This is a genomic window from Rhizobium leguminosarum (assembly GCF_001679785.1).
Lineage (GTDB): Bacteria > Pseudomonadota > Alphaproteobacteria > Rhizobiales > Rhizobiaceae > Rhizobium > Rhizobium leguminosarum_R.
Genome location: NZ_CP016287.1, coordinates 59,248 through 72,743, shown reverse-complemented (window position 1 = coordinate 72,743; position 13,496 = coordinate 59,248). Strand labels below are relative to the sequence as shown.

At 59.5% G+C, this 13,496-nt stretch carries 15 protein-coding genes and 1 pseudogene; 9 read left to right on the top strand and 7 right to left on the bottom strand.

The genetic code is table 11. The features are described 5' to 3' along the window. The first annotated feature begins 4 nt into the window (after window positions 1–4). Complete coding sequence (locus BA011_RS42115; protein WP_151343561.1) at window positions 5–883, top strand: alpha/beta fold hydrolase; 879 nt, start codon at window positions 5–7, stop codon at window positions 881–883. A 323-nt stretch (window positions 884–1,206) separates the two neighbouring features. Further along, window positions 1,207–1,686: a hypothetical protein gene (locus tag BA011_RS24770; protein WP_065282707.1), complete on the top strand. Its 480-nt coding sequence runs from the start codon at window positions 1,207–1,209 to the stop codon at window positions 1,684–1,686. 63 nt (window positions 1,687–1,749) lie between these two features. Here the strand turns inward: BA011_RS24770 and BA011_RS24765 are convergent, their stop codons facing one another. Both BA011_RS24765 and BA011_RS45230 read right to left on the bottom strand, forming a co-directional pair. Further along, window positions 1,750–2,385: a hypothetical protein gene (locus tag BA011_RS24765; RefSeq protein WP_065282706.1), complete on the bottom strand. Its 636-nt coding sequence runs from the start codon at window positions 2,383–2,385 to the stop codon at window positions 1,750–1,752. A gap of 73 nt (window positions 2,386–2,458) precedes the next feature. Then, window positions 2,459–2,754: pseudogene (locus tag BA011_RS45230) on the bottom strand (PRC-barrel domain containing protein). A 209-nt stretch (window positions 2,755–2,963) separates the two neighbouring features. On the opposite strand from BA011_RS45230, the gene BA011_RS24755 reads away from it, so the two are divergent. From BA011_RS24755 to BA011_RS24730, 6 genes are all read left to right on the top strand, one after another. Beyond that, entirely contained in the window at window positions 2,964–3,692 is a 729-nt protein-coding gene (locus tag BA011_RS24755) for a FadR/GntR family transcriptional regulator (RefSeq protein WP_065282704.1), read from the top strand. 21 nt (window positions 3,693–3,713) lie between these two features. Then, window positions 3,714–4,700: a D-erythronate dehydrogenase gene (denD, locus tag BA011_RS24750; protein WP_065282703.1), complete on the top strand. Its 987-nt coding sequence runs from the start codon at window positions 3,714–3,716 to the stop codon at window positions 4,698–4,700. Window positions 4,701–4,866: 166 nt separating this feature from the next. After that, window positions 4,867–5,934, top strand: a complete 1,068-nt coding sequence (locus BA011_RS24745; protein ID WP_065282702.1) for an ABC transporter ATP-binding protein — start codon at window positions 4,867–4,869, stop codon at window positions 5,932–5,934. Window positions 5,935–6,080: 146 nt separating this feature from the next. Continuing rightward, window positions 6,081–7,385 carry an ABC transporter substrate-binding protein gene (locus BA011_RS24740; RefSeq protein ID WP_065282701.1) on the top strand — a complete coding sequence of 435 codons (1,305 nt, stop codon included), beginning with the start codon at window positions 6,081–6,083 and terminating at the stop codon, window positions 7,383–7,385. A gap of 83 nt (window positions 7,386–7,468) precedes the next feature. Next, window positions 7,469–8,401, top strand: coding sequence for a carbohydrate ABC transporter permease (locus BA011_RS24735; RefSeq protein WP_065282700.1), 933 nt, complete (start codon window positions 7,469–7,471; stop codon window positions 8,399–8,401). A 40-nt stretch (window positions 8,402–8,441) separates the two neighbouring features. Beyond that, window positions 8,442–9,341 carry a carbohydrate ABC transporter permease gene (locus BA011_RS24730; RefSeq protein WP_020485891.1) on the top strand — a complete coding sequence of 300 codons (900 nt, stop codon included), beginning with the start codon at window positions 8,442–8,444 and terminating at the stop codon, window positions 9,339–9,341. A gap of 100 nt (window positions 9,342–9,441) precedes the next feature. On the opposite strand, the gene BA011_RS24725 is transcribed toward BA011_RS24730, so the two are convergent. The 5 genes from BA011_RS24725 to BA011_RS24705 all read right to left on the bottom strand — a co-directional run bounded on the left by BA011_RS24725 (window position 9,442) and on the right by BA011_RS24705 (window position 13,056). Beyond that, window positions 9,442–9,837, bottom strand: coding sequence for a hypothetical protein (locus tag BA011_RS24725; RefSeq protein ID WP_065282699.1), 396 nt, complete (start codon window positions 9,835–9,837; stop codon window positions 9,442–9,444). A gap of 40 nt (window positions 9,838–9,877) precedes the next feature. Next, window positions 9,878–10,111: a BrnA antitoxin family protein gene (locus BA011_RS24720; protein ID WP_065282698.1), complete on the bottom strand. Its 234-nt coding sequence runs from the start codon at window positions 10,109–10,111 to the stop codon at window positions 9,878–9,880. A gap of 147 nt (window positions 10,112–10,258) precedes the next feature. Then, complete coding sequence (gene ligD, locus BA011_RS24715; RefSeq protein ID WP_065282697.1) at window positions 10,259–11,317, bottom strand: non-homologous end-joining DNA ligase; 1,059 nt, start codon at window positions 11,315–11,317, stop codon at window positions 10,259–10,261. Window positions 11,318–11,325: 8 nt separating this feature from the next. Further along, window positions 11,326–12,144 carry a Ku protein gene (locus BA011_RS24710; RefSeq protein WP_065282696.1) on the bottom strand — a complete coding sequence of 273 codons (819 nt, stop codon included), beginning with the start codon at window positions 12,142–12,144 and terminating at the stop codon, window positions 11,326–11,328. A gap of 12 nt (window positions 12,145–12,156) precedes the next feature. Then, on the bottom strand, window positions 12,157–13,056 hold the full coding sequence (locus BA011_RS24705) for a Ku protein (RefSeq protein ID WP_065282695.1): 900 nt from the start codon (window positions 13,054–13,056) through the stop codon (window positions 12,157–12,159). Window positions 13,057–13,253: 197 nt separating this feature from the next. Here BA011_RS24705 and BA011_RS24700 point away from each other — a divergent pair, with 197 nt between their 5' ends. After that, window positions 13,254–13,436 carry a hypothetical protein gene (locus BA011_RS24700; protein WP_065282694.1) on the top strand — a complete coding sequence of 61 codons (183 nt, stop codon included), beginning with the start codon at window positions 13,254–13,256 and terminating at the stop codon, window positions 13,434–13,436. The last annotated feature ends 60 nt before the right edge of the window (window positions 13,437–13,496 follow it).

The following is a 13,496-nucleotide window of genomic DNA, read 5'->3' as shown; positions in this document are numbered from 1 at the left end:
GCTTATGGACGTATTTCACTGTACAATCGACACCAGCCACGGCGCCGTGCGCATAAGTGACACTATCGATGGCGCTGCACCACTGATTATGATACACGGTTCCGGCAGCTCGCGGACGGTCTTTTCACGGCAAATACACAGCCATTTGTCCCGAAATTGGCGTCTGATTGCGCTTGATCTTCCGGGGCACGGCGAATCGAGCGACGCTCGAGATCCGCAGTCGACTTACACCGCCACCGGTCTTGCCGAGTGCGTAGGAGAGGTGGCAGCCCGCTTGGGTCTTCGTCGCTTTCCCGTGCTGGGATGGTCGCTTGGCGGTCACGTCGCGATTGAGATGGCGGGCCGCGGCAACGGCATTTCGGGCCTGATGTTGTGCGGCACGCCACCGGTCCCCGGCGGTCTCATCGGAATGCTGCGGGGATTCCATCCATCATTTGATATTCTTCTGGCATCAAAAGAGAACTTTACATCGCGTGATGTGGAGCGGTTTCAGTCTCTTTGCTTTGGAGACACGAGCAACCCCTCTTTTCGTGACGCCATAGCGCGCGCAGACGGGAGACTACGGAGCGTTTTTTCTCGCGCAATGTTGCGGGGGCAGGGGGTGGATCAGCGGCGCACCGTCGAACAGGCTGATATACCCATTGCTTTTGTAAATGGACTTCATGACCCCTTTGTCAAACTCAGCTATTTTTCGGGCCTGAACATCCAGTTGCTCTTCGAAGACAAAGCGCATGTAATGGAAGGTGCTGGTCACGCGCCCTTCTGGGAAAAACCGGAGAGCTTCAACTCGATGCTCGACCGGTTCCTGAACACAGTCGCCGCTCATGAAACCAATACCGCTCTGAAAGATCATCACTTTCTTTCGAACAGATCAGTGTTCTAAGAGCGATCCGCGGAGCTGCGGTCTCCTGTGCTTACAGTTTCCGAAACATGTCGCGGGAAGATCGACGAGTGGGTCGAAAGACGGCACAGGATCTTTCAGGGCAGGTAATCGGATCGGAAAGCGAGGGATGTGGCTCGCCATTCGCCGCGGCCACGAGCTCGTACTGCAAACGACGTGGTTTCCATCGGTCGTAAAACAATATTTGACGTCTAAGTTCATTATGCGACGGTCATGGTCGGCCAACCGCCATTGCCTTTCCCGCAGACCGATCCCGCCCTATTATTCAGAGGCGCCTGCATGAAAGCCACAGAGATGGGAGAGCGATGCGGAATTGTTTAGGCCTGCTAGCGGCAGGAGTCTCTCTCCTCCAGCTATGCTCCTTCGCCAACGCACAGGCACCGAATGCCCTGGAGAGGGCCATCGGAGATGCGCAGCCATGCAGGTCGTTGAAGACCAAGGTATCGAGCTTCGGCATCAGTGTGGAGGTAGGCGTCGACAAGCTCGATTCCGTGAAGATCGAAAACCTGCAATTGTCGGTGAATGGCAACACCGCGGAGGCGAGCGCCCGCGGCACGCTTGCTTGCAAGACCTCGGACGAAGCGCTGGTAGAAGGAGGGTTTTCAGCGACCGCTGAGGTTCGGCTGAAGGTCGACCTTACGACTTGCAAGATGACCGGGACCTCCATCGAGATCGTGAAGACCGGTGGCCGGTTCGGCGACATCGTCAAAGGACTTGAGACTGAAGTCTCTGGCGCCCTCCGGCGAAGTCTGGAGAAGAACGTGGCCAAGCTTTGCGAGAAGTGATCAGCGGATCGACACCGTTAGACAGGAAGGGATCGAAGACTGCGTTGCAGAGGTTCCGCCGCCTCAGCGGAGCAACCCATCGCGACTGAACTCTTCCCAGCCGAGAGGTTTCGAACGTGACGCATCGTCGTGGTCGGCATCAGGTTTCGAAGGGGTCTTGGCCTTGGTCTTCAGCGAACGCGTCAACTTCGCTTTCAAGGCTGCCCGTCGTCGTTTCTCGGCCGTCGCTTCAGCATCCTCTTCGCGCCAGACTGTCACCAGGTCTCGGTCGAGGATGTCCTCCACCACGCGCGGGTCGAATACGTGGAAGGTAATTTTCCTCGCCCGCCCACGCAGCTTCACCGTGCGGGTTCCTGCACTGGGCAAGCGCCCGTCGCTGAGCCAGCGCTGTCTCTCGGTAGTAGAGATCGTCAGGATATCCTGGATTTCACGGGGGATTACAGGCAGGTTTTCGATGTCTTCGAGCGCGTTGGAAACGACTGACGAAGCAGCACGGAACGCACTTTTAGCCGTTTCAGCCATCGCCAATGTCAGAGCACCCGCCTCGATTTCGAGCGACTTTCTCACCGCCAAAGGCAGACGTGCGCGAATTTCCAGCAGAATCCCCTTCGCGCGAACGGATGATCCGAGCGTGGCTGCGGTCGATAGGGGCCACTCCTTGATCAGCTCCGCATCGTCAGTGGTTTTGGGTTTTGCCATGTACGAGTAGATGGGCCTTCCGCTCTGCAGCGTCAACGACTACGTCAGGACGGAAGGCATCATGTGATTACGCTCAGTCGCGGTACTCGGGCATCTGTTTAAGCTCGTCCTTGTCCAGCTCGTAACGGCATGAACGTCGCCGTCTTCATCGCGCATGAACTCAAGATCCGAGACCGGACTGCAACCAGGCTTCGCGCCGATACCCAGAATGCCGCCGACGTCGCTGACCGCGGAGCCGCCGGCGCCCGCGCCATGGATATGATCGACTTTGCCGACCTTGTGATCGTCGGCTCCATAGATGGTGGCACCTTCGAGGGCGGCAGGGGTAAGTTCTGAAGTCGTCAAACGTACGTGGTTGGTGTGTTCCATGATCGTTTCCTCCTTTGTGAAGGAGGGGTCAGTCCGTCCGGCGCTGTGATCAGCTGGTTTTCTCGGCGTGCTGATATTGCCATTCACAAAACTGCTCCAAATAACGGTTGGGTAGATCGCGCGCCGTCATGCGTTGACAATCCTCTTTTGCTCTGGTCTACTGGTCCACTTACCGGACCAGTAGACCAGAGCGCGGGGAGGGGAAAGCAATGGACGTTCGAGCGATGCTCGAAGACGACGTTGCGGCGCTCGGTGGAGCGCCGAAGAAGTCGATGAAAGACTTCGTCGTCCAGAAGATTGCGACCTTCATTGCCACCGGCATTCTCAAGGTGGGCGATCCGCTGCCAAGCGAACGTGAACTCGCCTCCGCACTCTCGGTCAGCCGCGAGACCGTCCGTGGGGCGATCCTTATCCTTTCCACGCATGGGATTCTCTCGGTTGTGCACGGAACGCGCACGGTGGTGGCATCAGAGGACGTTGGCGAATTGGCCGTCCAGGCTGCGCGGTATCGCGACATCGCGGCCTACAGTCTCGACAATGTTCATGAGGCTCGGCTTCTTATCGAAGCACAGGTCGTCAGGACTGCCGCGCTCAAGATGGAGCCTTCAACTTTTGATTATCTCCGCAAGTCGATCGCAGCGCAGGAGGCCGCCTGTGACGATCCTGTTCGTTTTTTGATCTGTGACCGGGAATTTCACACCGTTATCTACCGTTCCAGCGGCAACGCGGTGCTGGCTGATATGGCCGCCGACCTTTATTCCTATCTCCTGAGCCACCGAAAGCGCGTCGTTTCGCAGCCCGGGAGTATCGCCACCAGCATCGCCGATCACCGGTTGATCCTCGCCGGCTTGGAGAGGCAGGATCCGGACGCCGCATGCGCGGCCTTCGCGATCCACGAAACCCGCATTTATACGACGACCAAGTTACTCTTCTCGTAGTTCGCAGGGAGGCGAAACACGATGCATATTCTCATTATCGGAGCGGGAGGAATGATCGGCCGGAAGCTCGCCGCCACACTGGGGCGCAGCGGTTCCCTCGGCGGCGATACAATCAAGCGGATGACGCTTGTGGATGTAACGCCTCCACCGCTGCCCGCCAACGTCTCCGTGCCGGTGGAAGCGCTAGCTGCCGATATTTCCGAAAGCGGGGCAGCGGAAGCCCTGGCGGCTCGCCGTGCCGACGTGATCTTCCATCTCGCCGCGATCGTTTCTGGCGAAGCCGAGCGCAATTTCGAACTCGGCTACCGGGTCAATCTGGACGGCACGCGATTGCTGTTGGAAGCGATCCGCCGAGAAGGAGCCCGCCAGGCCTATGTTCCCCGGTTCGTATTCTCCTCGTCGATCGCGGTCTATGGCTCGCCGTTTCCCGATCCCATTCCCGACGATTACGTGCTCGCACCTCTGACCAGCTACGGAGTCCAGAAGGCGATATCCGAGCTTCTGCTTGCGGACTATTCGCGGCGCGGCTTCATTGACGGCGTCGGAATTCGATTGCCGACCATCGTGATCCGGCCGGGTGCGCCGAATGCCGCCGCATCGGGCTTCTTTTCCGGAATCCTGCGTGAACCGCTTGCAGGCCAGCGGGCCGTTCTCCCGGTCGAAGAAACGGTCAAGCACTGGCTGGCAAGCCCGCGTTCCGCCATCAAGTTCCTGATCCATGCGGCCACGCTCGACACGGCGGCGCTGGGTGTTCGGCGCACCCTCACCATGCCGGGCGTCGCCGCCACCGTTGCCGACCAGATTGCCGCCTTGCGCCGTGCTGCCGGTCCCGAGGCGGCGGACCTGATCGATCGTCGCCCCGACGAGGTCATTGAAGGGATCGTCGCCGGATGGCCGAAGTCCTTTACGCCCGAACGCGCGACGCAACTGGGTTTTTCCGCCGAAACCACGGTGGACGAGCTGATCGAGGTCTATCTCGCCGAAGACGCTCCGGGTGCGTCCGGATGAGATTGAGGTGGGCTAAAATCGCCCGATAGGAGGAGATGACTGCCATGGCACACCCGCATATGCGAGGTTGCAGCGGCAGAAGGACTTGAGAAGATAAGGCCGCCGGCAAGATATACGAAAATACGAAGACATAGCATGTAGCGCTCGATTTCTGGGAGGAGTGGGTATGGCAGGCGTTCAATTCGCGGATGTGCGGAAATCATTCGGGTCATTTCCGGTGATCAAAGGCGTGGATATCGACATTGCCGACGGGGAGTTCGTGATCCTGGTCGGCCCGTCGGGTTGTGGAAAGTCCACGCTGCTGCGGATGCTGGCGGGACTTGAGAATATTTCCGGCGGTGAGATCAAGATCGGCGGGCGCGTGGTCAACACGCTGCCGCCCAAGGACCGCGACATCGCCATGGTGTTTCAGAACTATGCGCTCTATCCGCATATGACTGTACAGGAGAACATGGGTTTCTCGCTGATGCTGAACAAGGCGCCGAAGGCGGAAGCCGAGAAGCGAGTGAAATATGCCGCCGGCATCCTCGGTCTCGACAAATTGCTCGACCGTTATCCGCGCCAGCTATCCGGCGGCCAGCGCCAGCGCGTCGCCATGGGCCGCGCCATCGTCCGCGATCCGGAAGTCTTCCTATTCGACGAACCGCTGTCCAACCTCGATGCGAAACTGCGCGTCGCCATGCGCGCCGAAATCAAGGAACTGCACCAGCGGCTGAAAACGACGACGGTCTACGTCACCCACGACCAGATCGAGGCCATGACCATGGCCGACAAGATCGTCGTCATGCATGACGGCGTCGTCGAGCAAATCGGCACGCCGCTCGAGCTTTACGACAAGCCGGCCAATCTCTTCGTTGGCGGGTTCATCGGCTCGCCGGCGATGAACATGATCAAGGGCAGGCTCGACCCCGAAAACCCTAAAAGTTTCAAGGCGCCGGACGGCACGGCGCTCCCGGTTGCCAATCCGCCTGCCGACGCGCTGGGGCGCGACCTCGTCTACGGGCTGCGCCCGGAATACATCCTGCTCGATGCCAATGGCCTGCCCGGTGAAATCGTGGTGATCGAGCCGACCGGCTACGAGACGCATCTTATTCTCAGGCTCGGCGGCAGCGATCTCAGCTGCGTCTTCCGCGAACGCGTCAGCGCGCGGCCGGGCGAGACCCTGCGCGTTGCGATCGACGCCGCGCATGTTCATCTCTTCGATGCCGAGAGCGGCCGGAGATTGACCGACTGATGCCGTCCGGCGGCTGCGCGGGGCGGAGGAGCCCCGCCGCCCGCAGGCCGGCAGCACCCCGTTTCAGGGATGCAAGGACCGTCGTTCACCAAGCGGGAGGTGAATGGCGGGGAGTTCGCACCCGCTTTTTGAAGAGGAGGAATATCATGAGGTTTAAGAGACGTGACTTTCTTACCGCCTCGGCTGCCGTTGCCGGCGCCGCCGGCCTCGGCATCCGGCCGACCTTCGCGCAGGCCGAACCGACCTATACGCCGGAAAGCGGCGCCAGCCTGCGGCTGCTGCGCTGGACACCTTTCGTCAAGGGCGACGAGGAGGCATGGCTTGCCAACACCAAGAAGTTCACCGAAGCGACCGGCGTCGAGGTGCGCATCGACAAGGAAAGCTGGGAAGATATCCGCCCGAAGGCTGCCGTCGCGGCCAATGTCGGCTCCGGCCCGGACCTCATCATGTGCTGGTTCGACGACGCTCATCAGTATCCCGACAAGCTGGTCGACCTGACCGAGCTCGCCAACTATCTCGGAAACAAGTATGGGGGCTGGTATGACGGCGTGAAGGGTTATGCGGCGCGCGGCGACACCTTCATCGCCATGCCGCTGGCGGCAATCGGCAATGCGGTGGTCTATCGCGACACTCACGTGAAGGCGGCCGGCTTCAGCGAGTTCCCGAAAGACACGGCAGGCTTCCTCGAGCTTTGCAAGGCGATGAAAGCCAAGGGCACGCCGGCCGGCTTCCCGCACGGCAAGGCCGTCGGCGACGGCAACAACTACGCCCATTGGCTGCTTTGGAGCCACGGCGGCAAGATGGTCGACGAAGGCGGCAAGGTGACGATCAACAGCCCGGAAACGCTGGCGTCGATCAACTATGCCAAGGAGCTCTATGCGACCTTCATTCCGGGCACGGAAAGCTGGCAGGACGTCAACAACAACCGCGCCTTCCTCGCAGGCCAGGTGTCGCTGATCGCCAACGGCGTCTCGGTCTATTACACGGCCAAGAACGACCCGAAGCTCGCCGAGATCGCCAAGGACATCCGCACGACGAATTTCCCCGTCGGCCCGGTTGGCCAGAGCGTCGAGCTTTTCCAGACGAGCTCACTGCTTCTCTTCAAGCATACGAAGTATCCGGAAGCGGCGAAGGCCTACATCAAGTTCATGATGGAAGCCGACCAGATGAATGCCTGGATCCAGGGCTCAAGCGCCTATTGCTGCCAGCCGCTCAAGGCTTTCGCCAAGAACCCGATCTGGACATCCGATCCGATCCACGCGCCTTATGCACGTGCCTCGGAAAAGCTGCGCCCGAACGGCTATGCCGGCCCACTCGGTTATGCCTCGGCTGCGACCATGGCCGATTACGTTCTGGTCGACATGTATGCGGCGGCCGTCACCGGCCAGATGTCGCCCGAAGATGCGATGAAGGAAGCTGAACGCCGGGCAAACCGCTACTATCGCGTCTGAGCCGCGCTTCAAAGCAAGCGGCATGCCGGCTGCGGCATGCCGCAAGCACTCTGCGAGTTCAAAACGTAATCTGGAGATAAGCAATGTCGATGGTGAATCCGGAGGATAGACGCGGGCCGATCTCTTCGCTCCTGCAGAACAACAACGTGCTCGGCTTCCTGTTCATGCTGCCGGCGGCGGTGTTCCTCGTCTGCTTTCTCACCTATCCGCTGGGGCTCGGCGTCTGGCTCGGCTTCACCGATACGAGGATCGGCCGCGACGGCATCTTCATCGGGCTGGAGAACTACCAGTTCCTGATGGACGACGGCGTCTTCTGGCTGTCGGTCTTCAACACCATTCTCTATACCTCCGTTGCCTCGGTGCTGAAATTCGCGCTCGGCCTCTGGCTGGCGATGCTGCTCAATCAGCACCTGCCGTTCAAGTCCTTCTTCCGGGCAATCGTGCTGCTTCCCTGGGTCGTGCCGACGGTGCTTTCGGCGCTGGCCTTCTGGTGGATCTACGATTCCCAATTTTCGATCATTTCCTGGTCGCTGATGCAGCTGGGGCTGATCAGCGGGCCGATCAACTTCCTCGGCGATCCCATAAATGCGCGCATATCCGTCATCATCGCCAATGTCTGGCGCGGCATTCCCTTCGTGGCGATCTCGCTGCTTGCGGGGCTGCAGACTATTCCGGCGTCGCTGCAGGAGGCCGCCTCGCTCGACGGCGCCACGAGCTGGCAGCGTTTCCGCTATGTGACGCTGCCGATGCTGACGCCGATCATCGCCGTGGTGATGACCTTCTCGGTGCTCTTCACCTTTACGGATTTCCAGCTCATCTACGTGCTGACCAAGGGGGGACCCGTCAATGCGACGCATCTGATGGCGACGCTATCCTTCCAGCGCGGCATTCCCGGCGGTCAGCTTGGCGAGGGTGCCGCCATCGCGGTCGCCATGGTGCCCTTCCTGCTCGGCGCCATCATGTTCAGCTTCTTCGGCCTGCAACGGCGCAAATGGCAACAGGGCGGCCAGGATTAAGGCCAGGGTTAGAGCCAAATTGGGGTTAGGGAGAGTGATGATGTCGATAAATTCAAACGCCGCTGATCAGGTCGTGACCGATAATGCCGAAGGCATGAGCTATCTGAACCGTCTGCCGCGGCGGATCGTGATGCTCTACCTGCCGATGGCGGTCTTTGTCTTCGTGCTGCTCTTTCCGTTCTACTGGATGGCGATCACCGCCGTGAAACCGAACGAGCAGCTGACCGACTACAGCAACTACAGCCCCTTCTGGGTGGTGGGACCGACGCTCGCGCACATCAAATATCTGTTCCTTGAGACATCCTACCCAGGCTGGCTGTGGAACACGATGCTGGTCGCGGTCTGCTCCACCTTTCTCTCGCTGGTAGCCTCGGTCTTCGGCGCCTATGCCATCGAGCGGGTCCGCTTCACAGGGTCACGTTCGGTCGGCCTCGTCATCTTCCTCGCCTATCTCGTGCCGCCGTCGATCCTCTTCATCCCGCTTGCCTTCATCGTCTTCAAGCTCGGGATCTACGACTCGCGGCTGGCGCTGATCTTCACCTACCCGACCTTCCTCATTCCCTTCTGCACCTGGCTGCTGATGGGCTATTTCCGCTCGATCCCATTCGAGCTGGAGGAAAGCGCGCTGGTGGATGGCGCCAACAGATGGCAGATTCTCACCAAGATCATCCTGCCGCTCGCAGTACCCGGGCTGATTTCGGCTGGCATCTTCGCCTTCACGCTGTCCTGGAACGAATTCATCTATGCGCTGACTTTCATCCAGTCGTCGGAAAACAAAACCATTCCTGTGGGCGTACTGACCGAACTGGTGCGCGGCGACGTCTTCGAATGGGGGGCACTGATGGCGGGCGCATTGTTCGGCTCGCTCCCGGTGGTCATCCTCTACTCGTTCTTCGTGGACTACTACGTCTCATCGATGACCGGGGCGGTAAAGGAGTGACAGTCTTCCGCGGACACGCCTCTTGCTCCTGCAGCAGTTGCGACTGCTTGTTATCGTGTGCAGGAGGAGTGTCCGCAAAATGGGATCAGGGGCCTTCCCATCATGTGTCGAAACCTCGTCTTGCCGAGATCGAATAATTGTAAATCGCCGCATAGCTCGTTGATACGAGCAACGGAAATGCGATGGTCTTGAGTATTTCCGGCGTACCGGTTGCCGCATGGATTGCCACGAGAATGCTGGCTGAGCCAAGACAAGCAATCAGAGGCGGCGCCCAAAATCGTGCAGATCCGACGAAACGCTTGGAAAGCCAATCGATCACAGATTTCAGGAAAAGCGTCAGGCAGGCGGATATCGCACCCTGCACAAGGCCGGCATAGAGCGGCAATGGCATGGCGTGCGCGCGATTGGCGAAGACCGCCCAGCTGCCCATTGCCAAAAAGGCCAAGAGAACATGGACAAGGCCGCTGCGGAGAAGCCGGTGCAGTGCATTCGGCATCACAACGACCACCCGTGGCGGACAAGATGGTGCAACAGGGTCAGAGCCTGTTCTTCATCGCGGCGCGCAATATATCGTTGATCCGATCCTGCCAGCCAGGGCCATCTTCCTGGAAATAGGCAAGCACATCACTGTCGATCTTGAGCGAAACAAGCTCCTTTGTATTCGGCAGCGCGGGCCGCTCAACAGCTTGTTCCGTCTTCTTCTTCGCGGGTTTGAACAATGCTTCGGCAGCATCCATTGGATTGACAGGTCTGCGGGGTGAATTTGCCATCGTTATGACTTTCTATTGCCTGTCGGATCGACATATGAGCGGCATACGGGATCTCGGCTGCTTCGTCGACTATTTAGCTTGTTTTACGACACGGGACTCTAGCCGGCCTGCTCGGCCGCCCCTGTGGGGCCGCGGTGATCGCGGTCCTCAACTGCTCATGGTGCCGTTCATATCGAAGACCGCGGCGTTATCCTGAACCTCGCGCAGCCCCTTGTACGAGGCATGGCGGAGATTGCCGTCATCTGTCCAGCCGCGAAACTCGATCTCGGCGATCAGCGTCGGCTGCACGAGGACGAGACGCTTGCCCTTCAGGGGAACGACCGGCCGGCTCGTCTTCAACCGGTCCAGCGTCTTTTTCAGGTATTCAGCATCTCTGGCACCGAAACCGGTTCCGACCGACCCAACGTAAATCCAGTCGAGCCCTCGTCTGCCGGCCAGCAGCAGCCTGCCGATGCCGCCGCGGGCGGATGCGGACTGCTCATAACCGACGATCATGAAGCTCTCGCTCTGCACGCATTTGATCTTCAGCCAGTCGCCGGTACGACCACTGCCGTAGGGCCGGCCGCGATGCTTGGCGATGATGCCTTCCAGATGATGTTGGCAGGCATGCTCGAGGAGATCTTCGGCCGGCAGCTCTATCTCCTCGGAGAGGCGGATCGCCTGATCATCGCCTTCCGGTATCAGGTCTTCAAGCAGGTGCCGGCGTACGTCAAGCTCGGTGCCGGTCAGATCGTGTCCATCGAGATAGAGAAGGTCGAAGGCGATGAGGATCGACTGGGTCGATACCCGCTTGCCGCCCCGCCCGCCGAGCGAACGTTGCAGGGCGCCAAAATCCGATCGGCCGTGATTATCGAGCACAACGGCCTCGCCATCGAAAATGGCGGTCGTTACGCCAAGCCGTTTCGCTGCCGCGGCGATGGTGGGGAAGCGATGGGTCCAGTCATGGCCGCCGCGGGTGATGACCCGCACGCCTTTCGGCTCAATATGGATCGCCAATCGATAGCCATCCAGCTTCACCTCATAGAGCCAATCCGGCCCCACGGGCACAGTCGGCTTCAGCAGTGCAAGGCAGGGCTCAATGCGCGACGGCATTGGATCGAAGGGCAGACTGGGCTGGTCAGGATCGCGCTTGCGGATCGGACGAGACTGCAGCGTTGAGTGAGATTCGTCGAGCAAGGGCAGAATTGGGCGGCGCGGGTGCGTCATGATCAGGTCTAGCGCCTCCCCGGGCGGTTTTCCGCTTCGACCGACTTGCGCAGGGCATCCATGATGTTGATGACATTGCTCGGTGCCGGCTCTTGCTTTTCCTTGGACTTGGACGTTGTCCTGCTCGGCTTTTTCATCTGCTTCTTCTTCGCGTCGATGATGTCGAGGAGTTTGTCCTGAACCGGATCGGAAACCATCTTCGGGCTCCAGTGCTGCGTCTGCTTTTTGATGAGCTGCTGGACAAGCGGCATCATTTCGCTGTCGGCAGGCTGGTCATCGACTCTCTCGAAATAGGTCTCTGCATCGCGCACCTCATCCCCATAACGCAGCGTCCAAAGTACGATGCCCTTGCCGCGTGGCTCCAACATGACGGCGCGTTCCCGTCTCGAGATCACCAGTCTCGATATGCCGACCATATTCTCGGCGGCCATGGCGTCGCGAATGACCGAAAACGCCTCCTGGCCGACCGGATCGTCCGGAGAAAGATAGTAGGGCGTATCGAGCCAAATCCAGTCGACGCCGTCGCGCGGTGCGAAAACTTCGATGTCGATTGTCTTGGTACTGTCGAGCGCGATACTTTCGAGTTCCTCGTCTTCGAGAATAACATACTCGTTCTCGCCGCGTTGATAACCCTTGACCTCGTCCTCATCCTTCACCTCCTTGCCGGTGACGGAATCCACATAATGGCTGACGACGCGGTTCTGCGTCTCTCGGTTCAAGGTGTGGAAGCGGACCTTCTCGTTTTCCGAGGTCGCCGGCATCATCTGCACGGGGCAGGTGACAAGCGAGAGCTTGAGGTAGCCTTTCCAGTGGGGACGAAGGGCCATGGCATCCTCCGATCAGCTGGCGCGGCGGTGTTGAGCGGCGCCGGTGCCACGCGACTTCGCCGATGTAGCACGCGCTGCCTTCTGGCGACCTTTTCCGGCATTGGCGTTAGCTGCAGTGCGCTTGCTCTTGGCGGGCGAGGCCATTCCGGCACTTTCACGCAGCGCCTGAAGCAGGTCGCTCGGCTTTGATGCGGGGGGCGCCTTCTTCTTCGGCAGCGTCCGGCCCTCGATCTTGGCCTTGACCAGTTCGGCGACCGCCTCCTCATAGCGGTCATCGAACTGCTTCGGATCAAATTCACCTTTCTTCGTATTGATGATGTGCTTGGCGAGTTCCAGCATCTCACCTTCGATCTTCAGGTCCGGCATTTCCTCGAAAGCCTTTTGCGACGAACGGACCTCATAGTCATAGTTCAAGGTGGAGCCGACCAAGCCGTTGCCGTGCGGCCGAATGAGAACGGTACGCAGACGCCGGAACAAGACCGTACGAGCAATTGCAGCAACCTTGGCCTTTTTCATGCCGTCGCGCAGCAGTTTATAGGCGTCTCCGCCCAACTTGTCGGGAGCAAGGTAGTATGGCTTGTCGAAATAGACATCATCGACTTCATCGCAGGGAATGAACGCCTCGACCGTAAGTGTCTTATCGCTGTTCGGAATCGCGGCCGCGACTTCGTCGGGTTCAAGGACGACATATCGCCCGTCCTCGATCTCGAAACCTTTGACCTGATCCTCGCGCTCGACGGGATCGCCGGTTTCGCTGTCGACGAACTCACGCCGAACCCGATTGCCAGTCTTTCGGTTCAGGGTGTTGAATGCGATCCGTTCGGACGAGGATGCGGCCGTGTAGAGCGCGACGGGAAACGCAACTTCTCCAAACTTGATGTAGCCTTTCCAATTCGCCCGCGGGGCAACCATCTGCGCGACTCCCTCACACAACCAACGCGAGTCAACTCAATCACCCGGCTGATTGTTCCGCCGCGAAACGAATCTAATTTCAAGGACTTAACGGACGACAGCCTCCCGGATTCCGAGTCTGGAGATGTTCTTGATTCGATGCATCTTTTTGCCACAGCCTGCGTTTCAAGAAGACGGCAACCACAGGAATAGATGACATGACCAAGCGCGAATTTATCGATACCGGCACCGACAAACGCTATGTCCGCCGTAATAAGCAGGGACAGTTTAAGGAGAGTGATGACGTCGGTCGCTCGCTAGCTGCCGATCCCCGCCAAACGGCCAAGACGAAAGCAAAGGCCGGCGAGGGCGATCGAGGCGATCGCAACATCAAGCATTGACGGTCGCCAGCCGCATCGATCTCACGCATCGGCCTCCCCGGCCAGACAGCCGATGCGGGT